This window comes from Psychromonas sp. SP041 (genome assembly GCF_000470315.2).
Classification (GTDB): Bacteria; Pseudomonadota; Gammaproteobacteria; order Enterobacterales; family Psychromonadaceae; genus Psychromonas.
Map to the genome: position 1 here is coordinate 23,913 of NZ_CBRF02000005.1, position 25,243 is coordinate 49,155.

Annotated in this window: 23 protein-coding genes; 12 read left to right on the forward strand and 11 right to left on the reverse strand. The window is 37.4% G+C overall.

The annotated features are described in order from the left end of the window. The first annotated feature begins 398 nt into the window (after nt 1-398). The 3 genes from SP041_RS04025 (at nt 399) to SP041_RS04035 (ending at nt 3,419) form a co-directional block, all read left to right on the forward strand. Nucleotides 399-1,403, forward strand: a complete 1,005-nt coding sequence (locus SP041_RS04025; RefSeq protein ID WP_205961162.1) for a TRAP transporter substrate-binding protein — start codon at nt 399-401, stop codon at nt 1,401-1,403. Between the two features lie 214 nt (nt 1,404-1,617). Further along, complete coding sequence (locus tag SP041_RS04030) at nt 1,618-2,112, forward strand: TRAP transporter small permease subunit (RefSeq protein ID WP_025564101.1); 495 nt, start codon at nt 1,618-1,620, stop codon at nt 2,110-2,112. After that, a complete protein-coding gene (locus SP041_RS04035; protein ID WP_025564099.1) occupies nt 2,109-3,419 on the forward strand; it encodes a TRAP transporter large permease in 1,311 nt (436 codons plus the stop codon). Before SP041_RS04030 ends, SP041_RS04035 begins: the two co-directional genes overlap by 4 nt. Before the next feature lie 315 nt (nt 3,420-3,734). On the opposite strand, the gene SP041_RS04040 is transcribed toward SP041_RS04035, so the two are convergent. Together SP041_RS04040 and SP041_RS04045 are read right to left on the reverse strand one after the other, a co-directional pair. Then, entirely contained in the window at nt 3,735-4,388 is a 654-nt protein-coding gene (locus SP041_RS04040; RefSeq protein WP_025564097.1) for a TetR/AcrR family transcriptional regulator, read from the reverse strand. Between the two features lie 192 nt (nt 4,389-4,580). Next, entirely contained in the window at nt 4,581-5,651 is a 1,071-nt protein-coding gene (locus SP041_RS04045; RefSeq protein WP_025564095.1) for a BMP family ABC transporter substrate-binding protein, read from the reverse strand. A gap of 472 nt (nt 5,652-6,123) precedes the next feature. Between SP041_RS04045 and xdhA the strand changes: the two genes are divergently transcribed. From xdhA to xdhC, 3 genes are read left to right on the forward strand one after another with little or no spacing between them, the layout of a single operon-like run. Next, nucleotides 6,124-7,674 (forward strand): xanthine dehydrogenase small subunit, encoded by a 1,551-nt coding sequence (gene xdhA, locus SP041_RS04050; RefSeq protein WP_025564093.1) that lies wholly within the window; start codon nt 6,124-6,126, stop codon nt 7,672-7,674. Next, nucleotides 7,661-10,039, forward strand: a complete 2,379-nt coding sequence (xdhB, locus tag SP041_RS04055) for a xanthine dehydrogenase molybdopterin binding subunit (RefSeq protein ID WP_025564090.1) — start codon at nt 7,661-7,663, stop codon at nt 10,037-10,039. Before xdhA ends, xdhB begins: the two co-directional genes overlap by 14 nt. After that, nucleotides 10,026-10,928 carry a xanthine dehydrogenase accessory protein XdhC gene (gene xdhC / locus SP041_RS04060; RefSeq protein ID WP_025564088.1) on the forward strand — a complete coding sequence of 301 codons (903 nt, stop codon included), beginning with the start codon at nt 10,026-10,028 and terminating at the stop codon, nt 10,926-10,928. The genes xdhB and xdhC overlap by 14 nt, the downstream gene beginning before the upstream one ends. A 125-nt stretch (nt 10,929-11,053) precedes the next feature. On the opposite strand, the gene SP041_RS04065 is transcribed toward xdhC, so the two are convergent. The 3 genes from SP041_RS04065 to SP041_RS04075 all read right to left on the reverse strand — a co-directional run bounded on the left by SP041_RS04065 (nt 11,054) and on the right by SP041_RS04075 (nt 13,495). Continuing rightward, entirely contained in the window at nt 11,054-11,341 is a 288-nt protein-coding gene (locus SP041_RS04065) for a type II toxin-antitoxin system RelE/ParE family toxin (RefSeq protein WP_025564086.1), read from the reverse strand. Beyond that, complete coding sequence (locus tag SP041_RS04070; RefSeq protein ID WP_025564084.1) at nt 11,331-11,582, reverse strand: type II toxin-antitoxin system Phd/YefM family antitoxin; 252 nt, start codon at nt 11,580-11,582, stop codon at nt 11,331-11,333. The genes SP041_RS04065 and SP041_RS04070 overlap by 11 nt, the downstream gene beginning before the upstream one ends. Before the next feature lie 620 nt (nt 11,583-12,202). Beyond that, complete coding sequence (locus tag SP041_RS04075; protein WP_025564083.1) at nt 12,203-13,495, reverse strand: diguanylate cyclase; 1,293 nt, start codon at nt 13,493-13,495, stop codon at nt 12,203-12,205. A gap of 401 nt (nt 13,496-13,896) precedes the next feature. Between SP041_RS04075 and SP041_RS04080 the strand changes: the two genes are divergently transcribed. The 3 genes from SP041_RS04080 to SP041_RS04090 all read left to right on the forward strand — a co-directional run bounded on the left by SP041_RS04080 (nt 13,897) and on the right by SP041_RS04090 (nt 14,891). Next, nucleotides 13,897-14,148 carry a type II toxin-antitoxin system prevent-host-death family antitoxin gene (locus SP041_RS04080; RefSeq protein ID WP_025564081.1) on the forward strand — a complete coding sequence of 84 codons (252 nt, stop codon included), beginning with the start codon at nt 13,897-13,899 and terminating at the stop codon, nt 14,146-14,148. Next, on the forward strand, nt 14,145-14,405 hold the full coding sequence (locus SP041_RS04085) for a Txe/YoeB family addiction module toxin (RefSeq protein ID WP_025564079.1): 261 nt from the start codon (nt 14,145-14,147) through the stop codon (nt 14,403-14,405). The genes SP041_RS04080 and SP041_RS04085 overlap by 4 nt, the downstream gene beginning before the upstream one ends. A gap of 300 nt (nt 14,406-14,705) precedes the next feature. Beyond that, complete coding sequence (locus SP041_RS04090; RefSeq protein ID WP_240791417.1) at nt 14,706-14,891, forward strand: Retron-type RNA-directed DNA polymerase; 186 nt, start codon at nt 14,706-14,708, stop codon at nt 14,889-14,891. A gap of 85 nt (nt 14,892-14,976) precedes the next feature. Here SP041_RS04090 and SP041_RS04095 read toward each other — a convergent pair whose 3' ends face one another. The 5 genes from SP041_RS04095 to SP041_RS04115 form a co-directional block, all read right to left on the reverse strand. Next, nucleotides 14,977-15,228: a hypothetical protein gene (locus tag SP041_RS04095; RefSeq protein ID WP_025565950.1), complete on the reverse strand. Its 252-nt coding sequence runs from the start codon at nt 15,226-15,228 to the stop codon at nt 14,977-14,979. Nucleotides 15,229-15,230: 2 nt separating this feature from the next. Then, on the reverse strand, nt 15,231-15,668 hold the full coding sequence (locus SP041_RS04100; RefSeq protein ID WP_025565951.1) for a hypothetical protein: 438 nt from the start codon (nt 15,666-15,668) through the stop codon (nt 15,231-15,233). Nucleotides 15,669-17,430: 1,762 nt separating this feature from the next. Then, nucleotides 17,431-18,357: an ABC transporter permease gene (locus SP041_RS04105; RefSeq protein ID WP_025564311.1), complete on the reverse strand. Its 927-nt coding sequence runs from the start codon at nt 18,355-18,357 to the stop codon at nt 17,431-17,433. A gap of 22 nt (nt 18,358-18,379) precedes the next feature. Then, nucleotides 18,380-19,468 (reverse strand): ABC transporter permease, encoded by a 1,089-nt coding sequence (locus SP041_RS04110; protein ID WP_025564313.1) that lies wholly within the window; start codon nt 19,466-19,468, stop codon nt 18,380-18,382. Next, nucleotides 19,461-21,008 carry an ABC transporter ATP-binding protein gene (locus tag SP041_RS04115; RefSeq protein WP_025564316.1) on the reverse strand — a complete coding sequence of 516 codons (1,548 nt, stop codon included), beginning with the start codon at nt 21,006-21,008 and terminating at the stop codon, nt 19,461-19,463. Before SP041_RS04115 ends, SP041_RS04110 begins: the two co-directional genes overlap by 8 nt. A gap of 503 nt (nt 21,009-21,511) precedes the next feature. Between SP041_RS04115 and uraD the strand changes: the two genes are divergently transcribed. From uraD to SP041_RS04130, 3 genes are all read left to right on the forward strand, one after another. Further along, on the forward strand, nt 21,512-22,012 hold the full coding sequence (gene uraD / locus SP041_RS04120) for a 2-oxo-4-hydroxy-4-carboxy-5-ureidoimidazoline decarboxylase (protein ID WP_025564317.1): 501 nt from the start codon (nt 21,512-21,514) through the stop codon (nt 22,010-22,012). Then, a complete protein-coding gene (gene uraH / locus SP041_RS04125) occupies nt 22,009-22,371 on the forward strand; it encodes a hydroxyisourate hydrolase (RefSeq protein WP_025564319.1) in 363 nt (120 codons plus the stop codon). The genes uraD and uraH overlap by 4 nt, the downstream gene beginning before the upstream one ends. Before the next feature lie 90 nt (nt 22,372-22,461). Beyond that, nucleotides 22,462-23,694, forward strand: a complete 1,233-nt coding sequence (locus SP041_RS04130; RefSeq protein WP_025564321.1) for a urate hydroxylase PuuD — start codon at nt 22,462-22,464, stop codon at nt 23,692-23,694. A 136-nt stretch (nt 23,695-23,830) separates the two neighbouring features. Here SP041_RS04130 and SP041_RS04135 read toward each other — a convergent pair whose 3' ends face one another. Continuing rightward, nucleotides 23,831-24,925: a GGDEF domain-containing protein gene (locus tag SP041_RS04135; RefSeq protein ID WP_025564323.1), complete on the reverse strand. Its 1,095-nt coding sequence runs from the start codon at nt 24,923-24,925 to the stop codon at nt 23,831-23,833. Nucleotides 24,926-25,243: the final 318 nt, after the last annotated feature.

A 25,243-nucleotide genomic window follows, 5' to 3' on the forward strand; every position in this document is an offset into this window, starting at 1 on the left:
GTCTACCAATTAATGGTTTATGTTAGTTTCTTATTACTTAATGATAATTAAATTGTTAATTATCAATTGGTTAGGTTTTTATCTTGTTTCGTGTCTCATAATTGGTCGAGAAAATACTCTGATCAATTAACTGTGATCCCTATCCTTTGGTCCTACCAAAATAAACTCTATACTCATTTTGTTTTGTAAAATAGCTGTTTTAAAAATGTTAATTTTACTTTAAAAAAGCAGACTTAAATGTCGTTAAGTTTGTACTAATTTATTAATGGAAAGTGTCATTAGCCCGTAATAAGTATCAGTAATATTAAGCGCTTACACATATTTATTATTTTGTGTATTTAACGTTTATTTTGTACTACTTAATACTTTCAATATGAAAAAACGAACAAGGAAAAGTTATGTTATTTAGCCAAAAATTTAAAAAAGTCATGAAGACAACGGTAGCAGGCGCAACATTTGCTGCATTAGCGATATCAACAACATCAGTTAACGCGGAAACACTTCGTGGTGCGAGTATGTTCGATGGTAATCATACATTTACTAAAACAATGGTTAAATTTGGTGAGTTAGTTGAGCAGTATTACGATGGTGATGTTGAATTTGATTTACGTTTAAATGGTGAATTGGGCGTTGAAAAAGATTACGTTACTTTTTTAAACCAAGGCGTAGCGATTGATTATACGATATTGGCACCTTCTAACATGGCAAGATTTGCACCTTCAATTCCATTAATGGACATGCCTTTCCTATTTCGTGATTTAGACCATTGGAACACAGTACTTTCAAGCGACACACTAGCACCACTTGAAAAAGAACTTTCTGACAAAGCTGATATTGTGATTGTTGGTTATGCAGGCGGTGGTACTCGTAACCTTATTTCAAGCAAACGCATCAGTAATATGGATGAGCTAGCAGGACACAAAATGCGAGTAATGGGCGCACCTATCCAAGCGCAAATCTTTGCAGCTATCGGCGCGGCACCTTCTGCTATTTCTTACAATGAAGTCTACAACGCAATACAAACGGGTGTTGTTAGTGGACTAGAAAATGAAGCGGCTAGTATCCAGAACTTGAAGTTTTATGAAGTTGCACCAAACGTTACCTTAACAAGTCACACGATTACAGTACGTCCTATTGTATTTAGTGGTAAAAGCTTCCGTAAACTGCCTGAAAAACTTCAAGCTGCTATCAAAAAAGCAGGTAAAGAAGCGGGTGATTTTGGTCGTGAGTTAGAAACACGTGAAGACGGTATTAAATTGAAGCAAATGGCTGATGCTGGACAGATTCAAGTTGCAGAGTTTGCTGATCGTGAAAAATTATTAACGATTGTTAAACCTGTTCAAGATAAATTTGCTGCAAGTATTAATGCAACTGAATTACTTGAAGCGATTCGCAATAAGTAACAGTTAAATTAACAACAGTTACATTAGTAATAGTTACCTCGGTAACAATGATTTTATTAAAGTAGTTAAGACTCACTTTTTAATTAAATGGCATGAACTACAAGCCGTCTAACTAAACCGTTAACACTTTAATAAGTAATAACTCTACGTGATCCAAATGGAGATCACGTAGAGATCTCTCCTTTATAAACGAATTTCTTCTTTGAGGTTACCCATGATTAAACGAGGCTTAGAGTTGCTTTGCACGGTACTAAAAGTAACTCTAACTATATTAGTGGGTGCTTTAGTCATCCCAGTTGCAATGCAGGTTATTGCTAGATACACAGGCATTATTCCTGTTTATCTTTGGACTGAAGAATTAGCTACCTTTATTTTTGTGTGGGTGGTGATGATTGGTTCAGTATTAGCCGTCTGGGAAAATACGCATTTTGATGTTCAAGTATTACCTGACAGCTCAAACCCACTCATTTTGTTAATTCAACGATCAGTTGTTTACCTTTCAGTTGGCGGGTTTGGTGCAATGTTTATGTGGTATGGCATCGATTACGCAAAATTTGGTGGCATTCAACATTCAGTCATGATGAACGCAAACTTATTAATCACCCATATTACCGTGCCATTTGCAGGGCTATTGTGGTGTGTTTTTTCACTATTTAAATTTGCAGAAGCATTTCAAGTATACAAATCAAGCAAAGGGATAATGCAATGATTCTTACTACCGGAGTAGCCTGTGCTTTGCTCGTTGGCTGCTTTCTTTTATTAGTTATATTACGCGTGCCGATTGCATTTGCATTAGGGCTTGCAACACTTCCAGTCGTATTCTTAGATATTAGACTGACTCCTTTTATCATTATCGATAGAATGTTTCAGTCGTATAACTCATTTATTTTACTGGCTGTTCCTTTCTTTTTATTAGCCGCCAATTTAATGAATTCCGGGAAAATAACCGATAAATTAATTGATTTAGCGCGAGTACTAACAGGATGGATGCCTGGTGGTTTAGGCCATGTAAATGTCGCTGTTTCTATGTTATTTGCTGGTATTTCTGGCTCATCAACTGCTGATGCTGCCGGTTGTGGGAAAATATTAATCCCTGCCATGATTAACGAAGGTTATGACAGACGTTTTGCCATTGCCATTACCGCATGTTCGTCAGTAATGGGCGTAATAATACCGCCTAGTATTTTGATGATTGTGTGGGGCGGCGTTATGCAAGTTTCCGTTGGTGCGTTGTTTTTAGCGGGCGCCATACCAGGGCTGTTAATTGGTTTCTCATTAATGGCGACTGTTTACGGTTATGCAAAAGTTTATAACTACCCAATCACTGTAAAACCTACTTTTAAAATGGCTTTTAAAGCATTTAAAGGGGCGGCATTGGCGATGCTAACACCTGTCTTTGTTATTTACGGTATTGTGGCTGGCATAGTTACACCAACTGAAAGTGCAATTATTGCAGCAGGCTATTCTCTATTCCTAGGCATGGTTGTTTATAAAACGGTTAAGCCGCGTGATGTTGGACCTATCCTTTATGATACAGGCCGATTTGCTTCAATTTCATTGTTTGCGATAGGGACTGCATCAGTATTTGGATGGTTGCTTGCTTATTATAACGTGCCACGTTTAATCATTGATTTTATGGTCAGTATGGAGTTCGGACAATTTGGCACATTGATTGTTATTGCCTTTTTATTCCTGTTCTTTGGTTTATTTATTGATGCGATTCCAACTATTATTATTTTAGGAACGGTACTTTTACCGGTAGCAACACAAGCCGATATTTCACCTATTATATTTGCAATCATTGGTATCATTTCACTCGCATTCGGGTTGGTAACACCCCCCTACGGTTTATGCTTATTAATTTCAGCGTCTATCGGTGGTATGAACGTGGTCAAAGTTTTAAGAGAAGTGTGCATTATTTTACTACCAATGTTGTTCATCTTATTCTTAATTATTATGTTCCCAGAGATAGCGTTATGGTTACCTAAGCAATTGATGCCAACCGCAGTGCGCTAAAGATAAGTTAAAAGTAAGCTCAAGAGGGGATAAAGATAGACTGAAGATAGACCAAAGATAAGTTAGATAAAGTTTAATATAAAGCACCTTACTGTTTTAGTAATTCATATCAGAGACCTAACAGTAAGGTTGCTTTTGCTTCTTTTCAATCGCTGCTACACATTAGTAACGTTCTATATATTAGTAATAAGGCATTTTTGAAATCGTTATTGGTGTGATTAAAACTTTCAATACAAAACTATTAATACAAACCATCAACACAAACTTTTAATAAAAACGCTTAATAAAAACTAGCACTGGAAACTATTATTTTGGTTAAAGAGGTTTGATGCCGCAGCCTTTTAAAGTGACTTGTGTGAGTAGTTTAATCCCTTTTTCAAAGTCATCTTCATCTAAGTGTTCTTTACCCATCAAAATACTAATTTGCAATCCATGATCGGCATAGGCTTGTGTTGTAGACCAAAGCATAAACAATAAATGCTCTGAATTAATAGGATCCATCCATTCTTTCTCAACCCAAGCATCGAATACCTGACAAGTTTGATCGAACTGATCTTTTAATTCTTCCTGCAGTGAATCACGTAGGTAATGTGCCCCATGTAAGACTTCTGCTGCAAATATGCGTGACGCGTTTGGGTGTTCTTTGGATTGGCGTATTTTATTAGCAATGTATCTAGGTAAGGCTTCGTTAGGGTGCGAGTCTGCACTCATTTCATTCATGTGATTCATCCACAACGTTAATAGTTGGTTGATCACTGCCTTATAAAGACCTTCTTTGGTTTTAAAGTAATAAAGAATATTCGCTTTCGGTAAACCAACGGCTTCTGCAATGGCAGCAACTGTTGTACCTCTATAACCTCGCTCAGCAAAAACCTGTTCCGCCGACGTTAAAATTTGATATAAGTTATCTTTACGTATATCAGCTAATGAACCACGTGATTTAATGCTTTTTTTTATTACTTTTTTCATAAATTAATAATGCTCTACAGGATAAGTTACAGGGCTAATAAAGTGATAAAAAGTAGGGGACTTAGCATGAAATAAAGTCCCCTAATAATCAGTTATTTTAACGGTTATTCATTTATAACACGTTGATGTAGCTCAGGTCGCATTGACACTGAGTTCAAATAAACGATTAAAGTATCATTAGATGTATTCTAATTATTTCAACTTACCATCAACACCTTCTACGTAGTAGTCCATGCGTAATAAGTCGCCATCTTTCATTACTTCACCTGCAGGCAATATTACTTTGCCAGACTGATCTTTAATTGGACCAGTAAATGGGTGGAATGTACCGTCAACAATTTGGTTTGATAGTGCCGTTACTTTAGCGACAACATCTTTTGGCACAGCTTCGTTGAAAGGTGCTAACTGAGTCATACCAGAAGCAATCCCTTTCCACACGTCTTCAGATTTCCAAGTACCATCTAAAACAGATTGAACACGTTGCTCGTAAAAACCATTCCAGTTATGTACAGCTGCTGTTAATTGAGCTTTTGGGCCGTATTCGCTCATGTCTGAGTGGTAAGCAATTGCATAAACACCTGCATCTTCAGCGGCTTGTACTGCTGCTGGCGAATCAGTATGGAATGTAATTACATCAGATTTTTGATCGATTAAGCTATTGGCTGCTTCACGTTCTTTTGCTGGATCAAACCAAGTATTTACCCAAACAACTTTCACTTTAATATCAGGGTTAACCGATTGAGCTCCTAGCGTGAATGCATTGATTCCACGTACTACCTCTGGAATTGGAAATGCACCGATGTAACCAATGACATTGGTTTTAGACATGTAACCAGCCACCACACCTGTTAGGTATCTTGCTTCATAAATACGGTCAAAATAAGTCCCTACATTTTTAGCGCGTTTATAGCCTGTTGCATGTTCAAATTTCACATCAGGAAAACGTTTTGCTACTTTCAATGTCGGGTTCATATAACCAAATGAAGTCGTAAATATTAGTTTATGTCCACTTTGGGCTAATTGAGTGATCACTCGTTCAGCATCAGGTCCTTCTGCTACATTTTCGATAAAAGTTGTTTTAATTTTATCACCAAATACTTTTTCTAAGTTAAGTCTTGCTTGATCATGCGTGTAAGTCCAACCAGCTTCACCTGTTGAACTAACGTAAACAAAACCTATCTTTAATGGTTCTTCTGCTGCATTGCTTAATGCAGAAAAACCTAAAGTAAGTGTTAAACACAACATCTTGAAAATATTTTTCATCTTCCTTTCTCCAATATTTTGACTTTTTGTTTTGTATTAAAAGTTGTTTAGGGACTGCTTATCTCTGATATTGTTCGTTGTTTAATATAGTTCTTATATTCAACAACACAGAATGTATAACAGCATAGTTATTTTATAGTAATACGATTACAAAGTATCACTGCAAAAATAGCGCCATCCTCTCGCATTATTGTTAAATACTTTCTATAAAGCATTTTACTTCTATTTAAGTTTGTTAAACCAGACAGAAGAATACTCATCAGACTTAGCTCGTTTTAACGCCAGTGATAAAAAATCCCGCGATATTCCTTATTAAATAGCTTTTTTGAGTGCTAGATCAAAGGTTGGTACATAGTATGCAATGCAATGTATTGACCAAATGGTCAAAAGTGTTTTAAATATTTTTAATGTCAGCTAAGAAATAACGTTAAGCCCCTAGTAATAAAGGCTTGGTTAATAAAGAGAGGTTTACGTGGTTCAATTTTTACTTAATAACGAAATGGTTAAGTTACAAGCATTTGCTCCAAGTTTGAGCATTTTAGATTGGTTACGCACCAATATGGGGAAAGTAGGCAGCAAAGAAGGCTGCGCTTCTGGAGATTGTGGTGCGTGTACGGTAGTGGTTGGTGACTTGATTAATGGCGAATGGCATTACAAAAGTATTAATGCTTGTCTAATGTTAGTAGGTAATTTGCACGGTAAACATTTATTAACCGTTGAAGCATTGACCACAAAAATGAATCCAGCAGTTGAAGATCTTCACCCAGTACAAAGAGCGATGGTTGAATGCCATGGCTCACAATGCGGCTTTTGTACACCTGGTTTTATCATGAGTTTATTTGCTTTATATATGAATTTTGAAACTTACCCAGGCAAAGAAAAGGTGATTCAAGCATTGGGCGGAAATTTATGTCGTTGTACTGGTTATCAACCTATTTTAAAAGCGGCTGAAAAATGTTTTAGCTATCAAAACCAAGCTGCACAAAATATTGCACACAAAGATCATCGCTTTAGTAAACAAGTCCAAGCATTAACTATTTCCTTAGAAAAAGACTTAGCATTAAATAAAATACCAATGATTGAAAACACAGCAAGCGGAAGTGAAGGACAGTACTTTTATTTACCACAGAATCTATCGCAATTATGTGAATTAAAAGCTTCACATCCAAAAGCACAATTTGTGGCTGGCGCAACTGACCTCTCTGTAGAATTTAGCCAACGACTCAGTTATAACAACCAATTAATTTCAGTACGTTATTGTCCTGAATTGATGCAATTTAATGAAGATGAGCAAGGTTTACATATTGGTGCCGCACTCCCTTACAGCGAATTCCTTGATAGATTCTCAGAGATTTACCCTGAATCACATGAATTATTTGAACGTTTAGGCTCTTTACAAATTCGTAATGCAGGCTCATTGGGAGGCAGTATTGCTAATGCTTCACCGATTGGCGACCCTGCACCATTATTTATTGCGTTGAACGCTAGCCTTGAATTACAAAGCATTCGCGGTAACCGTATTATGCCATTACAAGATTTCTTTCTTGATTACCGAAAAACACAATTAGCACAAGACGAAGTCATTGTAGCCATTCATATTCCGACACGTGCTCCTGAATTTAATTTAAGTTGTCACAAAATATCAAAACGGATAGAAGATGATATTTCAGCAGTGTGTTTAGTTTTAAGTTATCAACTTGATGGCGACAAAATGCAAGATGTTCGATGCGCAATGGGCGGTATGGCTGCAACACCCGCATTAGCTAAAAATGTCGCACAGGCATTAGAGGGAAAAACCTTCAGTTTAGAAAACTTACAAAACGCAGCATTGCAAATACAAGTCGATTTTCAGCCATTGTCTGACGTCAGAGCCTCTTCAGCTTATCGTTTACAAGTCAGCAGAAATTTATTCGACCGTATTTGGTATCAAGGATCTGGGAAAATCCAATTGCAGCAAGACAGTGATCTTGCCATTCATTCTATTTCAGCTATTCACACAAGGATTAATCATGCGTCACTTTAAAACAGATAAACCAAGTGGGTCTACGAATAATGCAATTGGCAGCTCTTTCATACACGAAAGCGCGGTAAAACAAGTTATTGGTAAAGCGGCTTATATTGATGATAGACCAGAGGAAGTGAATAGCTTGCACGCTTACCCTGTGTTATCGACGATTAGTAGCGGTAAGATATTATCAATCGATACCAGCGATGCATTACAAATTGAAGGTGTTGTTGCTATTTATGGTACGCAAGATATTCCAGGTAAAAATGATATTGGTCCAGTTTTTTCGGGTGATATTTTATTAACAGACGACGTCATTGAATATCATAGCCAACCGATTTTGTTAGTCGTTGCAACGAGTTACCAAACTGCACGTATTGCAGCCCGAAAAGTCGCGATTGAATATCAAGAGACCGCCGCTGTTATTGATATTAAAGAAGCCATTGCCAATAAAAGCTGGGTTCGTCCTCCACATGCACTACACAGAGGTGATGCACAACAAGCGATTAAAGATGCTACTCATCAAGTGAGTGGTGAGTTATATGTGGGTGGTCAAGAGCACTTTTATTTAGAAGGGCAGGTGAGTATTGCAACACCAACAGAAGATGGAGGTATGTTTATACAATCTTCAAGCCAGCATCCATCTGAGGTTCAGCATTTAGTCGCTAAAGTATTAAACCAACCATTTAACTACATTACTGTCGAAATGCGTCGAATGGGCGGGGCTTTTGGTGGTAAAGAAACACAAGCTGCACCGTGGGCTTGTTTAGCTGCTTTAGCCGCTTATTACACAGGTCGCAGCGTTAAAATTCGTTTATCACGTAGTGATGACTTTAAAAGCACAGGTAAGCGCCATCCTTTTTATAATACTTACCAAGTTGGATTTGATGACAATGGCTTAATCACAGGTGTTGATATCGATATCAATGGGTATTGTGGTTATTCGCCAGATTTATCTGATGCGATTGTTGACCGTGCTTTGTTCCATGCAGACAACGCTTACTATTACCCTAATGCGCATATTAATGGTAATCGCTGTAAAACTAACACGGTTAGTAACACTGCATTCCGTGGCTTTGGTGGTCCGCAAGGCATGATCATGGCGGAGCAGTTAGTAGACGATATCGCTTATTATCTCGGTAAAGATCCGTTAGAAATTCGTAAACTAAACCTGTATGCACCAGGACGTGACTTAACGCCTTATAAACAAAAAGTAGAGCAGTTTATATTGCAGGATATGATTGCTCAAATGGAGCAAGAGAGCGATTACTGGGCGCGTAAAGCAGCCATTGAAAGCTTTAATAAAACATCACCTATTATCAAAAAAGGGTTGTCATTAACACCGGTTAAGTTTGGTATTTCATTTACGGTTCAACATTTAAACCAAGCCGGAGCACTAGTTGTTATCTATTCCGATGGAACCGTTCATGTAAACCATGGCGGCACTGAAATGGGACAGGGGTTAAATACTAAAATTGCACAAATAGTCGCGCAAACATTGTCTATCGATATGCAACATATTTTAGTCAACGCAACACGCACCGATAAAGTCCCAAATACCTCACCTACTGCAGCATCAAGCGGTACTGACTTAAATGGCATGGCAGCATTGAACGCGGCCAATACCATTAAAGAAAGATTGTTTGAGTTTGCAGCTAAACATTTTGATGTAAAACCAGATAGTTTAGCGTTAGTGGATAACCAATTGACCCATGAAAAAGGTCAAATTAGTTTTGCTGAGTTAATTAACCTTGCTTACTTAAACCGTATTTCACTTTCTTCTACTGGCTTTTACGCAACACCAGAAATCTACTACGACCGTGAAAAAGCGGAAGGACATCCTTTCTTTTATTACGCGTACGGTATTGCCTTGAGTGAAGTCGAAATTGATGTGTTAACCGGTGAAAATACCGTTACACGTGTTGATATATTGCATGATGTGGGTAACTCAATTAACCCTGCATTGGACGTTGGTCAAATCGAAGGGGCCTTTATTCAAGGTATGGGCTGGTTAACAACCGAAGATCTCAGTTGGAATGACAATGGCGTATTAGCAAGTAATGCACCTGCGACTTATAAAATACCTGCAATTGGTGATACCCCTGCAGAATTTAACGTGACGCTTTATGATTCAAAAAATCCTGCGACCACTGTGTTTAAATCTAAAGCCGTGGGTGAACCACCATTTATGTTGGGGATCAGCGTATGGAGTGCATTACGTAATGCCGTTGCGAGTATCACTGACTATCAATTTGCACCAAGCTTGAATACACCTGCTACCGCTGAATGTGTTTTAGGTGCAGTACAAGTGGCGAAAGATTGGTTACAAGATCAAAAATCAGGGAAACAAGGCACTGATAAAAAAGGAACTGGCGATGCTTAATATCTCAACGCAAGGCTTACACGCCCATAGCTGGTTAGAAGCGGCTACAGAGCTTGAACAGGGCACAGAAACCTATGTGATCGTAACGCTATTAAGTACAGCAGGTTCTACGCCGCGTGCTAGTGGTACGAAGATGGTGGTCAGTGAACATAATATTTACGCCACCATTGGAGGCGGGCATTTAGAATTTAAAGCGATTAAACAGGCTCGCCAATTAATTGAACAAGGTGAAACCTGCCAGCAAGTTGAAAACTTTCAACTAGGTGCCAATCTAGGGCAATGTTGTGGTGGACAGGTCGTTGTATTATTTGAAGTATTTGCTAGCGATAGTATGCAATTAGATGTGTACGGTGCAGGTCATGTCGCACAAGCCTTAATACCGGTTCTCGCTCAACTTCCAATTCGTGTCCGTTGGATTGATAGCCGTGCAGACCTATTCCCAGAGCACGTACCAGCAAACGTGAAAAAAATAATAGATGAAGAACCTACTGATCAAGTAAAAAGTGCCGCTAAAAATACAGCATTTTTAATATTAACTCATAACCATCAATTAGATTTTTCATTAACTCAGGCGATTATCAAACGTGCCGATTCGTTATGGCTTGGTGTTATCGGTTCAGATACCAAAGCAAAAAAATTCCAATATCGTTTAGCGCAAAGAGGTTTTACAGAAAAACAGGTACAAAGCATGACCTGTCCTGTTGGCCTAAAAGAAGTCTCGGGTAAGCTACCAATGGAAGTCGCTATTTCAATAGCAGGGCAGCTGGTGGATCTTTACCAAAGCTTACAAGTTGAACAACCGAAACAAAAGGGTAAAGAATGGAAAGAGTTACAAAGTAACTTGGTTCATTTAAGTGCTTTGCAAAGCAAAAAAAGTAAGGTGGGTTAATGGTTTTTTGCTGTTTGGCTTAGGTCAAACAGTCGATTCGTTGGTGAAACTCAACGATGGAATTGTCGTCACCGTAGTGAGTGATTTTTTAAGCGACTTTTTTATTGATTTTAGGCTTGAGGTAATTAAAGAATTCGAGATGCTAGCTTTTTATAAATCGCATTTTTATCTCGTTTACCAATCGCTAAAACATAAATGACGATTTCATCATCTATTACTTCGTAGGCTAGTCGATAGCCGGCGGTGCGGAGTTTTATTTTATAAACAGAATCGTAACCTTTTAGTCTTGCAGATGTTACGTGAGGATTAGTCAGTCTTTCAGCTAACTTCTTTTTAAATTGTTTTTTAAGTGGTTCTGCTAACTTATCCCACTCTTTTTTAGCGGCGGGTAAGAACTTTAACTTATAGGTCATCTAAACTTACTTCAATGGCTTTTGATAGGTCAGTTCGACGAGCTTCGACGATTTTAGCTAATTCATAATCATCTAGCGTATCCATAAGTAACTCATAGGTTTCTGCAGGGACTAAATAAGCCGTTGGTTTATTATGGTTTAAGATAGCGATCGCTGAACCATCTGCCTCATTTAATAAAGCAGTAGGATTTTTTTTAAGCTCTGAAATACTTGCTGAACAATCAGCTAAAACTTGTCTCATAATAATAACCAATTAAGTGTTTAAATAAGACCTTATTTTAGACCTTAATTTAATTAATAGCTATCTGATTTTTAATTAACAAGCTTGGCCATAAATGAATTATTTTATTTATGAGATTTTTGAGCTATTGCTAATTATTCTTCTCTAGGCTGTACTAATCAGCGTCTCAAAGTCAAAGCTCTTTTATTAGGTTGGTAATAACATTGTTCGAGTTCGTATTTTTATAAAAGAGTAAACAAAGCACAAAACATTGCTCAACGTGGCTACAATTTCTCGCCGTCTAGTTTTCCCAAATAATGAATTGCTTTTAGCAAAGCCAAACAGGATGTTTGGATTAGGCTCGTTTGACACATGGATGTGCCGCAAGAGTCGAGCGTTATAAAAGCAATTTATTATTTGGATTAGAAAACGCTCGGTGTCAGTTTCTTTGCCGCCTTTCTTTTCTGATAAAAGAAAGATGTGTCGCCGACAGAGCGAAAACACTGATAATAAATATCAAGCTGATTGGATGAGCGTAGACGAACCCAACATCAAATGATGTATCGATGCCCCGTACTTTATGTACTTTTAATGCAAATAATCTAGATGTTAACTGGTGGACTTATAAAAATGCTCTAGAATTATTCAACTCTATTTCTTCCTAATGATTTTGCTTTATACAGCGCTTCATCTGCATGTTTCAACGTTGTGGTAATATTTTCATCCCTTGCAGAAAACTCAGCAACACCAATGCTAATAGTGTATTTAATGTTGCCCAGCGCTGTATGTATTTCAATGTTTTCAATAGAAATTCTTATTCGTTCAGCTAACTTTTGAGAAGAAATCAAACTTGTTTCAGGTAAAAGAATTGCAAACTCTTCGCCTCCTATCCTAAATAAACTATCTTGCTGGCGAATTGTTTGTTTGATGATTGATACCGTTTCTATTATTGCTTTATCGCCAAGGGCATGACCGTAAATATCATTAATAACTTTAAAGTGGTCAATATCTAGCATTAAAATAGTATAAGGCTTAACACCTCTTCTACATCTGGCAAACTCTTCATTACCAACTAAATCAAACTGTCTACGATTAAATGCGCCCGTAAGAGGATCTGTGACAGAAATTAACTGTAATTGTTTATTTTGCTCAGTAATTTTTTTTTCTGCTTCGACTCTTAAACTAATATCTCGTAGAATTCCACAAAAAATACGACCACGCTTACTCACCCAATTTGAGACTGATAGCGAAAGAGGAAAGGTATCTCCATTTTTTCGTAAGCCTTCAACCTCCACCGTTTTTCCAACTATTTTACTTTGCTTCTCGCTAGATATATTGGCAACACCATTAAAGTGACTTTTGCGCATATTTTTCGGAATGATGATGCTGACGGACTGACCTATGGCTTCTTCTTCTGTATAACCAAATAAATGAGTCGCCGCATTGTTCCAAGATAAAATAGTAGAGTCATCATCCATAGTGATAATTGCATCTATAGCGGTTTCAGTAATATTTCGTATTTCAGAAATATAATCATCAATACGTGCTTTAGCCTCATGCAGCATCGCATTATCACGAATAGAGACCAAAACTTGGAACTGTTGTTCAGCACCTTGAAATGGTGATAAGCCAATACTCACTGGAATATCATTATCCAATTTAGTTTTTGCAGTTAAATCAACATACTTGCCCATTTCACGTATGGTTGGATTATCAAAGAAAGATTGACGAAGTGATGCATGTTTATGACGATATTGGTTTGGTACCAAAACCTCTATTGGCTGTCCTATTAGTTCACCAGTAGGATATTCAAATAATTTATCGGCTCTAAGGTTAGTGTGAGTAATGATACCATGCTCACTAATAATGATAGTTGCATCTATTGCGATCTCTATGAACTCACTTATCCCACTACTATGCATATGGTTTTTCATTTTTTCATCAAACCTTAGTTGCTACTGGGCGAAAAATTATATTATAGACTATACATTATAAGATGAACCGCCCACGCGGATCCGCATGCAGGGTGGTGTTGGGCTTGAGGTTAGATACCTCCGGCTACCTTATTATACATTTTATATACGGGACAAAATTTGAGTACATGGGTTTGCTTTGATAGTTTTCAACTATTGCAATATACCCTTAATTTTCAAATCATTTTTCTGTTTTACGTTTCAATAGTTCCACATTAGCCCCTTCGTAATATTAACTGGAAAAAACCAGAGGGCTATAATCGTATAGCGATGCCGCAGTTTTGTTTTAGTTGAATTGACTTGCTATATGCCATTAAGCTAACATGTACAAATTAACGTACATGAACAGATTGGAGTTAACCATGGATGCAATAAGCTATACAGCAGCTAGAGCAAATTTAGCAAACACAATGGCGCATGTTTGTAATGATCATGCTCCAATAATTATTACTCGTAAGAGTGAAGCTCCCGTTGTGATGATGTCTTTAGAAGACTATAACGCAATGGAAGAAACCACATATTTACTGAGATCTCCTGCTAATGCAATACATCTACTTGATTCAATTGCCGAACTTGAAGCTGGCAATGGAACAGAACGAGAGCTTATTGAATGAAGCCCACCTTTTCGACTAAAGCTTGGGAACAATATACATATTGGCAAACAACCGATAAAAGAATATTGAAACGCATAAATTTACTGATTAAAGATATTCAACGAAGTCCAAATGAAGGAATTGGAAAACCAGAACCTTTAATACATGGACTATCTGGATATTGGTCACGTCGTATTAATGATGAGCACAGAATCGTTTATAAATACAAAGATGAAACTATTCTAATTGCTCAACTGCGATACCATTACGGCATATAACAGTGTAATTAATTAAAATCATTCCATATTTCCGGTAGATAGCAAAACACTCGGTGTCAGTTTCTTTACCGCCTTCCTTGTCTGGTAGATTCAACTCAAAAAAATACATTAAAAGTTAAAAGCTCTGTATCCCCGCGTGAAGCATACGAAGGAAAACATAAACACATAAGAGCAAAGAATGCAGACTAAAGTAAGCGCCCCAAAGTCAAAGCCGTTTTGCTAAGTTGGTAATAGTATTGTTCGAGTTCGTATTTTTATATTTTCATAAATGATTGTAAAAGGCGAAAACCACGGACGAAAGTGAGATCATTGATCAAACTGGGAGTCAGTGAACGTTTAGCTATTTCCTGTGGGATCACCAGTAAAGGACCTTGTCGTAGTTCGAAAACCAAAGGGATCAATATAGCGATCAGTAATGAGTTTTTAGCCAGACAAGGTTTGATATCATTAAAGGATTTGTGGATTAATATTCACTATTCATCATAAGATGAACCGCCCTGTGCGGAGCCGCATGCAGAGTGGTGTGGGGGCTGGAGGTTAGATACCTCCGGCTACCCGATTATGAATATAATTAGCAAATAGCCATAAGTTTACTCTTTAGGGATTCTGACAACTCACCTTTATCTTCAATTTCGGAGTATTGCTTTCTAAGTCGTGTAAGTACAACTATATAATCATTTAACTCTTCTTCTGCATCATAAGCATCATCTTCATCGATATCATCAGATTCGACATACACACGAAGATACTCGATACTCCTAATGAGTGAATTAAAGATCACAATGCATTCAGACCAATCAATTTCAGTAGTATTTATTTTCATAATTATGCTCTTTTACCTGATAATTTACTTTTATTTGTTGCCATTTCAGCAGAAGTGTTCATTATTTTCTCTGCTTTTTCAAACATATCTTCAAGTAATGAAATGTATTCACTTTGTTTCATTCGCCTTGTAGCGACAATATGAACATGACCTAGCGTAACTTTATCCACTGCAATAGCAAGCCCCGAAGGAATAATGGATTTTTCTTTAATTTTCCACCGGTTTTTCCCTCCATCAAATACCTCTGATGCAGAGACGCCTGCGTGTGAGGGTAGAACATAAACAATTCCAGTCCTAGAGTCTTTAGATAGTTTAGAGTCCTGTGGTCGAATATTACCATCCTTGTTAGTGAATTTCGGGATTTCTGAATTACCATTTCGATACAGATCTCTTTCAATTTCTCTAATATCTGATATATAAAAATCTTTTTCTGTTTTCATTGTATAAATTTCTCCAAAGTTAGTGAATATTCATAACAGTGTAATTAAGTAGAATCATTCCGTATTTCCGGTGGATAGACAGAACACTCAATTTTATTTAAATTTGATAATAGAATGCTAAAATTAATAAACCAATCAGAATTTTAAAATAAAACTAAAATATTCATCATGTGGGTAGGTAGAATCATTCTTCATTTACCGCGGAAATACAGAAATATATTTATTCTGTAGAGAGTGATCTTAAGTTTTGCCCAACAGAATAAAATTAACCTATAGCATTGCTCGATGTAGACGAACAATCCCGCCGTCTAGTTTTCCCAAATAATGAATTGTTTTTAGCAAAGCCAAACAGGATGTTTGGATTAGGCTCGTTTGGCACATGGATGTGCCGTAAGAACCGGTGCGTTATAAAAGCCATTTATTATTTGGATCAGAAAACGCTCGGTTGGCCTTTCCTTTGCTTACTTTCCTTTTGGCCATTCAAAGGAAAGTAAAGTCGCCGACAGGGCGAAAACACTGATAATAAATATCAAACTGACCGGATGAGCAAAGACGAATTCAACTCAAAGTAAATTTAGCTTAAAAAGTATTTTTAAAACAAAAAGGTATGGTTTCTTACGTTGAGCATAGGAAGGAAAATACACACAAAAGCAAAGAATGCAGACTAAAGTCAGCGGCTCAAAGTCAAAATTTTTTTTACTCAGTTGCTAAGGACATCGTTCGAGTTAGTATTTTTAGGTTTTAATAAACACACACAGGCAAAGAATGCAGACTAAAGTCAGCGCCCCAAAGTCAAAGCTGTTTTACAGAGATTGGTAATTGTATTATTTGAGTTCGAATTTAAAAGTTTTATAAACATACAAAGGCAAAGCATAAAACATTGCTCTGCATGGCTACAACTCCCCGCCGTCTAGTTTTCCCAAATAATTAATTGCTTTTAGCAAAGCCAAACAGGATGTTTGGATTAGGCTCGTTTGGCACATGGATGTGCCGCAAGAGCCGGTGAGTTATAAAAGCAATTTATTGTTTGGATTAGAAAACGTTCGGTTGGCCTTTCCTTTGCTTACTTTCCTTTTGGCCATTCAAAGGAAAGTAAAGTCGCCGACAGGGCGAAAACACTGATAATAAATATCAAACTGACCGGATGAGCGAAGACGAATCCAACTCAAAGTAAATTAAGCTTAAAAAGTATGGTTTCTTACGTGAAGTATACGAAGCAAAAATAAAGACACACATGCAAAGAATGCAGACTAAAGTCAGCGCCCCAAAGTCAAAGCTGTTTTACAGAGATTGGTGATCGTATCGTTTGAGTGCATATCTTAGGCTTTCATAAAAGGGTAAGGGCAAAGCATAAAACATTGCTCAATGTGGACGAACAATCCCACCGTCTAGTTTTCCCAAATAATGAATTGCTTTTAGCAAAGCCAAACAGGATGTTTGGATTAGGCTCGTTTGGCACATGGATGTGCCGTAAGAGCCGGTGCGTTATAAAAGCAATTTATTATTTGGATTAGAAAACGCTCGGTTGGCCTTTCCTTTGCTTACTTTCCTTTTGGCCATTCAAAGGAAAGTAAAGTCGCCGACAGGGCGAAAACACTGATAATAAATATCAAACTGACCGGATGAGCGCAGACGAATTCAACTCTAAATACTAGATCCAGCACTAATAAAAAGCATAAAAAAAGCCATTGCTATCACCATAACAACAGCCAAATATTTCCTATTAAAAAAACAAAAGTAAGCGATTACCAACCTTGCAAGGTTAACTGCTCCTATGCCATGGTTTCCCTAATGCCATCGGTTCAAACAATTTCAAGCGTTGTTTATCTCGACTTAACATGACCAACACAACCAAGGTTGCAATGTACGGCATCATCGCTAATAAGTTAGATGAGATATCCCAGTTTAAGCCCTGTGCAACGAGGTGCATGATGCTTGCAAAACCAAACAGGTAAGCGCCTAAAATGATGCGTTCAATACGCCAGCTTGCAAATACCACTAAAGTCAGTGCAATCCAACCTTTACCTGACACCATGCCCTCCGTCCACATTGGTGTATAAGCAATCGATAAGTAAGCACCTGCTAACCCCGCCATAGCCCCACCAAAGGCAACGGATAAATAACGAATCAACATAACCGGTAGCCCTAAGTTACTCGCGACACTTGGATCTTCACCTACAGCACGAACCGATAAACCTTGACGGTGGTAACGGAAGAATAAATACACAACGACAATTAATACCCAGCTTAAATAGACAATGGCATTCTGTGAAAAAATAGCTTTACCTATGATGGGAATGTGCTGTAACTCTGCGATAGAAAGTGACGGTAATACAGAAATCTGTTTTCCTTCGTAATCATTGCCTAGGAAAGCAGATAAACCTGTTCCAAAGATAGTAAGTGCTAACCCAGCGGCGACTTGGTTCGCGTTAAGTTGTAATGCAATGACTGCAAATAAAAGTGACATTCCAATGCCGACTAACATGGCGAATGCAAAGCCCAGAATGTAACTATCAGTGTGATACATTGCGATAAAACCTGCGACCGCACCCATCAACATCATGCCTTCTTGGCCTAGGTTTAACACGCCACTTTTTTCACACACCATTTCACCTAAAGCGACTAATAAAAGCGGTGTGCCGGTCATGATCATGGCGTATAAAATATTTGTTATTAAATCAATATCCATCAGTTAATTTCCTTAATACTGTTTAATTTTTTGCCGTAGCAGTTAAACCTGAACGCTTAAACGTGAAGGCAATTCGGTAACGAATAAGCACGTCACAAGAGAGTAAGAAGAACAGTATCAATCCTTGTAATATTCCGCTTATTGACCTTGGTAAATTCAAGAGCATTTGCGACATTTCGCCACCCATAAACAGTAGTGCAATTAATAGCCCTGCTAAGGTTATGCCCACAGGGTGTAAACGCCCAAGAAAGGCAACAATGATCGCTGAGTAACCGTAACCTGGCGAAATGGCAGGTATTAATTGCCCTGTTGAGCCAGTCACAATAACGGCGCCCGCTAAACCCGCTAATGCCCCTGATACTAAAAATACCATTGCTGCTAATTTTTTCTGTTTGTAACCTGCCATGTGTGCAGCGGGTTTATCTAACCCGAGTACTTTGATTTGAAAACCTAAGAAAGTTTTACTCATGAATACCCACGTCACGACAAGTGCAAGTACCACTAATAATAAACCAACGTGTAAGCGCGTTCCTTCAAACAAAATAGGTAAGAGGGTGCTATCACCAAACAAGGCACTTTCTGGAAAGTTGTAGCCATTAGGATCTTTTAATGGCCCGTAGACTGCCCATAACAATGTATTAAGTGCGATGTAGTTCATCATGATCGTCACTAACGTTTCATTACAATTTAAACGTAGATTCAAGAACGCTGATATACCTGAGCAAATCATGCCACCGACCATACCTGCTATTAATGTTAAAGGCATGGCCCAAGCGCTACTCGAATCAATAAATTGCAATGCCATTACTGTGCCGACTACTGCGCCGGTTAACAGTTGACCTTCGGCGCCAATGTTCCAGATAGAAGCGCGGTAACATAAAGCTAAGCCATAGGCACAAAGTAGGATTGGTATTGCAACCACCAATAACTCAGTAACGCCATACCAATTGGCAATAGGGCTAATAAAAAACGTGTAAAGCGCTTCTACGGGATCTTTACCTAATGCCATGAATAAAATAGAGCTAGCAATTAAGGTTAAAAATACCGCTAAGATAGGCGATAAATATCCCCACTTAGCAGAGGCTTGAGCGCGAGGGACTAATTTAATCATGTTGCGATACTCCTTTATTGTCAGCAGTTGTCGTATCAAAATCACCTGCCATCCATTGTCCTAACTTAACTAAAGGTAATGCTTCTGGTGCTAAAAACTGTGAAATTTGACCATCACAAATAGCCCCTAAACGATCACTGATTTTATACAGTTCATCTAAGTCTTCAGAAACGATTAAAATAGCGCAACCACGATCCCTTAACTGCAAAATCGCATCATGAATAGCCACTTGAGCACCGATATCTACGCCCCATGTTGGGTGAGACATCAGTAAAAAATTAGGTTCTTGATCTATTTCTCGACCGACAATGAATTTCTGCAAATTACCGCCCGATAAACTCGCGGCAGCGTCATGGTTGCCTGCTGTTTTCACTTTGTATTTTTTAATTATTTTGTCTGCTAACTCAATTATTTTAGATTTTTGTAGAAAACCATTTTTAACTAAACCTGAATCAAAACTAGTGAGTAGGGCGTTATCGCATAAATCCAAATCAGGTACTGCTCCTCGCCCTAAGCGATCTTCAGGAACAAAGGCTAAACCTAAACGACGACGTTGTAATGGTGTTAATTGATCTACCACTGTCCCTGTAAAGGTGATGGATTTTGAGTTTGGGTGAATATCTTCGCCGGATAACGCTTTAAGTAGCTCCTCTTGCCCATTGCCTGCTATACCAGCAATACCGACTATTTCACCGCGTTTTACCTGCAAGTTAATATTTTTCAAGGCAACGTCAAATTGACCCATTGATTTGGTCGATAAGTTTTCAATGTTCGCAAATACGTCAGTTCCTAATGAACGACGGCAATCATTACTGATAGCGATATCTTCACCGACCATCATGCGTGCGATGGACTCTGATGTTTCGTCTTTTGGATGACAGTGTCCAGTGACTTTACCTGCGCGTAGAATCGTCGCACTGTCACACAGCGCTGTTACTTCATGTAATTTATGGCTTATAAACAGTACTGAACAACCTTCTTTAGTCAGTTGTCTTAATGTTTTAAATAAATTGTCGACTTCTTGTGGTGTTAATACTGAGGTAGGTTCATCTAAAATAAGTAATTGAAGATTTAATAATAAGCAACGCACAATCTCAACTCGTTGGCGTTCACCTGTTGATAAACTAGAAATACGGCGGTCTGGGTCGAGTGGCATTCCATATCGTTCTGAAGTGGCTTTGATACGGTGCGCTAAGGTTTTTGAGTTACCAGCTTGGTCACCTAATACTAAGGCAATATTCTCGGCAACAGTGAGTGTTTCAAATAATGAGAAGTGCTGGAAAACCATGCCAATACCTAAACCACGTGCTACCGAAGGTTGGTCAATAGAGACAGGTTTCCCATTCCATATAATGCTACCTGAGTCCGGTTTTACTACACCATAAAGCATTTTCATTAAGGTACTTTTACCTGCGCCATTCTCTCCTAACAACGCATGAATTTCACCATGTTCTATATCCAGGAATACCTCATCATTGGCTTTACAACCGGGGTATTCCTTGGTGATTCCAAGCATCGCTAAACGCTTAACATTGCTCATTGATAAGTCCCTTTTATTAAAAATTATGATGTTCTAATTAATGTGATTAACAGCAACAACGATCTCTATTTTGACAGATAGATCTCATCGACATAATGCGATGAAACACCCCTTCTTTATGGTGTTTTTACTGTAACCTGTCCAATTGGTCAAAGTTGGTATGATATTAGCAATAAGCTTACCAGCTATTTAAAAAGTGCATCGAATTCATAAGCAATTAACTACTATAAAAAAGGCTAAAAGCTCTATAGCCTTTTATTACAATAGGTTATAGATATTAAAAATGACACGGTGCAATTTTGTAATTATATACGAACAGAATATAAAGTGAGGCAAGAAGCACCAAGAGTGTACATTTTAAGTTAATTTGCACCATATATGGGCTTAAATTAAAAAATGTCGTGTTTTTGTGTGAGTCATTTTGCCTTTATAAGAAGATTATTTCTCATTTTAAATCGTGTCAAACAGTAGAAATAATCGAGTAAATTTAAAAAGGAAAATTGATGAGTTTAAATGAAATAAACACAGCTAGTACAGAAGATGCTTATGCTGTTTTTGAAAGCTGTTGTTGTGCGCCAAAATGGATCGAAAGTATGGTTAATGCGCGTCCTTTTACTGATTTAGACGCCTTATTAAGTAAGTCTGAACAGGCCTTTTCGCAGCTATCAGATCAAGATTACCTTGTGGCTTTTACGGGGCATCCGCAGATAGGTAACCTAAAAACCTTACATGAAAAATATGCTAATACTTCAGGTACAGCAAGTAATGAACAAGCTGGGATGTCGCTTGCTGATAGTGAAGTATTAGAAGAAATGATTCAGTTAAACCAAGATTATTTAGAGAAGTTTGGTTTCATTTTTATTGTTTGTGCCTCAGGTAAAAGTGCACAAGAAATGTTGGATTTAATCAGAAGCAGAATTGGCAATGAACGCTCAGTAGAGTTGAATATTGCAGGGGCTGAGCAAGCTAAAATCACTAACATACGTTTGGAAAAATTATTATGAATAACAACCCAATTACAACGCACATATTAAATACGGCATTAGGTAAACCAGCTGCAAGCATCGCAATTCAACTGTTTGTATTAAAAGATAATGAATGGACATTACTTTCTTCAGCGGTCACTAATGAAGATGGTCGAATTGATGATTGGCATGATACGAGCTGGTATCAAGGTAAACCCTTAGAACAATTATTTGCAACTTATAAAATCGTTTTTTCGCTTGAAGATTACTGGGAAAAGCAAAGTATCGATGGCTTTTATCCAAGTGCAGAAATTAGCTTCAAAGTACAAGATGAAAGACATCACCATATCCCATTGCTATTGGCACCTTATGGTTATTCAACGTACCGAGGGAGCTAGTAAAAGTCGAGCCTAATAAGGTGTAACGGATACAGAGACAGCGTAGAAAATAAAAATAATAAAGAAGAAAAATAAACAGGACAAAAAAATATGGAAAATTATTTAATTGAAGTAGCTCATTTAGTTTTACGCTATTTCCACGTTATTGCAGGTATCGCATGGATCGGCGCCTCGTTCTATTTTGCTTGGTTAGACAATAGCTTAGAAACACCACCGAAAGAAAAGGCTGATAAAGGCATTAGTGGTGATTTATGGGCGATACATGGCGGTGGTTTTTATGAAGTCGCTAAATATAAGAATGGCCCAGAGCACATGCCAACAACGTTACACTGGTTTAAATGGGAAGCTTATACTACTTGGATCACGGGTACATTGTTGTTTAGCTTGCTGTATTACGTTGGTGCTGATGTTAATTTATTAGACGGCAGTAAAAGTGAATTAACTAAATTAGCTGCGATTGGGACGTCATTCGGTAGTATCGCGGTTGGGTATGTTGTTTATCGTGCGTTATGTAACTCAGCATTGGTTAAAAATGGTTTTTTATTCGCAGCAATAAGTGTTGTATTACTAGGTTTATGGGCTTGGGGATTTGACCAATTATTTGCCGATAAAGCGGTTTATATCCATATTGGTGCGTTAATTGGTACTTGTATGGCGGGTAATGTTTATCACATCATCATGCCGGGGCAGCGTTACCTAGTGAAAGAAGTTGAAGCAGGGCGAATTCCAGATCCATCGGTTGGGTTAAAAGCGAAGCTTTGTTCTATTCATAATAACTACGCGACGTTACCGATTATTTTCATCATGTTAAGTAATCACTTTTCGCACACTTATACACATCAATATGGTTGGTTAGTGTTAATTGCTTTAATCGTTATTGGGATGTGGATAAGACATTACTTCAACCTTAAGCATCGTCATATTAATAAACCTTCTGTTTTGATAAGCGGTATCGCTGCTTTTTTTGTATTAATGTTAGCGATTGCTCCTTGGGAAAGCTTTGCGCCGAGAGTGGCTGAGACTAATGAAGGGGGAGTTGATGTTGCACAGATTTCAGATGCACAAGCTTGGAATATTGTAGAAAAGCATTGTACCGAATGTCATAGTGCAACGCCGACGTCAGCAATGTTTGCTAGTGCGCCGTTAGGCTTTACACTTGATTCGATAGAAGCGGTAGAAACACAACATGAAAAAATTTACTCTCGCGCAGTATTAAATAAAGATATGCCGTTAGCAAATTTAACCAATATGACCGAGGAAGAACGTGAAACCCTAGGAATTTGGATTGAAAACTACCGTATTAAAAAGGCAGCGAAGCAATAATTTAAACATAGGTGATTAATACACAACTTGTCTTCAAGCCATAAGTGCGGCGGCTTTAATATTTTTGAATTAAAGCCGCCGCCGCTTAAGTTAGAATCATTCTATAACATAAAGAGATAAACGCTGTTTTTTTAGGTTATGGACAGACTCTATTTCTACCCATTTCTTTTGCTTTATAGAGTTGGGTATCTGCATTTTTATAAATGTTTTCAAGTAAAAAGTTTTCTTTGTTTACTTCAGAAAGACCTATGCTAACCGTTGTTTTAATAGAAACTGTATTATAAATAAACTCTTTTTCTTCTATCATTTTTCGTATTTTCTCTGCGATTATTTGTGCTTTAACAAGCGATGTATTATTCAGTAAAATGGAAAATTCTTCACCGCCGACACGTGCAAAAAGATCACTGCTTCGCATCATTTCTTTAATCGATTTAGCTAATTCTACGAGAACGAAATCACCAGCCTGATGGCCATAAGTATCGTTTATCCGCTTAAAGTAATCGACATCAAGCATTAAAAGGGCGGTTTTATGTTGTTCTCTGGAAGCCATTAAAATTAGGTTTTGTGCCATCTCAAAAAAGTAACGTCGGTTATAGATGTTAGTGAGGGTATCAATTATCGATAACTGTCGAAATTTTTCAGTGCTTTTTTCCAATGCTTCATGCGCTTCAATGCTTGATATTCGACTTGTTAACATAGCTTTAGAGAGCAAAATAATTGCTGGTATGTAAATTAGAATGAATATAACTAACGCAATATGTTGCTCTTCACCATAATAGAGCATGATCATAATTTGAGGGATGATTAAGGAAAAGAGAAAGATTAAATAAGCTTTATAGAGTGCTGACATAGATAATGTCGCGGCGGTAATCACGCCAATAGAAACAACAAACATAACAAACTCAAATGGCTGATCAGCATAAATAACCACTAACAAGGAAGATATCGCCCACATTAATGCCTGAAAAACATTTAAAATCATAAAATAAATTTCATTTTTATTTACTTTTTTTGTGTCTTTATTTTTCAAATGTTTTTTAAACATCTTTGCATTATGCAAACGGTAGACAGCTAAGACTACTTGAAATAATAACCAGCTAAACATAAATTTTAAGGGAATGAATTGAATGAATATAAAAAAATAAGCAAAGGAAACTAATAACATAGCAGCCATTGCCCTTGGTGTTTGATCAATGACAACTTCTATTAATTTAGGATGAACATTAGGCATTTTATTTCCTAGGATAATTAAATACTATTAGTAGATGACTAATTACCCTGTATTGTAGACCTGTATTTAGATGCTTACGTCCAAAAGGTCAATTTTTTATATTTTTATTATAATCTAATGACTAGTGTAACTAAAGATGTATTTTTTTAAGGAGGAGGAACCTTAGAGAATAGTGACTAGAGAAGTAACAAACAAAAATAATCTCATCACTTTCAACTCGTTTTATCTCATTTATCTGCTTTATTGTTACTCTTGAGCTATCAAGCTTTTGTATGTTGTATAAAAAATATTTTAGATTGAATTTTTTTCATCTTTATC

Excerpts from the sequence above, each read along its gene's own strand:
- SP041_RS04025 (WP_205961162.1), top strand. The coding sequence starts at position 399 with ATGTTATTTAGCCAAAAATTTAAAAAAGTCATGAAGACAACGGTAGCA.
- SP041_RS04030 (WP_025564101.1), top strand. The coding sequence starts at position 1,618 with ATGATTAAACGAGGCTTAGAGTTGCTTTGCACGGTACTAAAAGTAACT.
- SP041_RS04035 (WP_025564099.1), top strand. The coding sequence starts at position 2,109 with ATGATTCTTACTACCGGAGTAGCCTGTGCTTTGCTCGTTGGCTGCTTT.
- SP041_RS04040 (WP_025564097.1), bottom strand. The coding sequence starts at position 4,388 with ATGAAAAAAGTAATAAAAAAAAGCATTAAATCACGTGGTTCATTAGCT.
- SP041_RS04045 (WP_025564095.1), bottom strand. The coding sequence starts at position 5,651 with ATGAAAAATATTTTCAAGATGTTGTGTTTAACACTTACTTTAGGTTTT.
- xdhB (WP_025564090.1), top strand. The coding sequence starts at position 7,661 with ATGCGTCACTTTAAAACAGATAAACCAAGTGGGTCTACGAATAATGCA.
- SP041_RS04065 (WP_025564086.1), bottom strand. The coding sequence starts at position 11,341 with ATGACCTATAAGTTAAAGTTCTTACCCGCCGCTAAAAAAGAGTGGGAT.
- SP041_RS04070 (WP_025564084.1), bottom strand. The coding sequence starts at position 11,582 with ATGAGACAAGTTTTAGCTGATTGTTCAGCAAGTATTTCAGAGCTTAAA.
- SP041_RS04075 (WP_025564083.1), bottom strand. The coding sequence starts at position 13,495 with ATGAAAAACCATATGCATAGTAGTGGGATAAGTGAGTTCATAGAGATC.
- SP041_RS04080 (WP_025564081.1), top strand. The coding sequence starts at position 13,897 with ATGGATGCAATAAGCTATACAGCAGCTAGAGCAAATTTAGCAAACACA.
- SP041_RS04085 (WP_025564079.1), top strand. The coding sequence starts at position 14,145 with ATGAAGCCCACCTTTTCGACTAAAGCTTGGGAACAATATACATATTGG.
- SP041_RS04095 (WP_025565950.1), bottom strand. The coding sequence starts at position 15,228 with ATGAAAATAAATACTACTGAAATTGATTGGTCTGAATGCATTGTGATC.
- SP041_RS04100 (WP_025565951.1), bottom strand. The coding sequence starts at position 15,668 with ATGAAAACAGAAAAAGATTTTTATATATCAGATATTAGAGAAATTGAA.
- SP041_RS04105 (WP_025564311.1), bottom strand. The coding sequence starts at position 18,357 with ATGGATATTGATTTAATAACAAATATTTTATACGCCATGATCATGACC.
- SP041_RS04110 (WP_025564313.1), bottom strand. The coding sequence starts at position 19,468 with ATGATTAAATTAGTCCCTCGCGCTCAAGCCTCTGCTAAGTGGGGATAT.
- SP041_RS04115 (WP_025564316.1), bottom strand. The coding sequence starts at position 21,008 with ATGAGCAATGTTAAGCGTTTAGCGATGCTTGGAATCACCAAGGAATAC.
- uraD (WP_025564317.1), top strand. The coding sequence starts at position 21,512 with ATGAGTTTAAATGAAATAAACACAGCTAGTACAGAAGATGCTTATGCT.
- uraH (WP_025564319.1), top strand. The coding sequence starts at position 22,009 with ATGAATAACAACCCAATTACAACGCACATATTAAATACGGCATTAGGT.
- SP041_RS04130 (WP_025564321.1), top strand. The coding sequence starts at position 22,462 with ATGGAAAATTATTTAATTGAAGTAGCTCATTTAGTTTTACGCTATTTC.
- SP041_RS04135 (WP_025564323.1), bottom strand. The coding sequence starts at position 24,925 with ATGCCTAATGTTCATCCTAAATTAATAGAAGTTGTCATTGATCAAACA.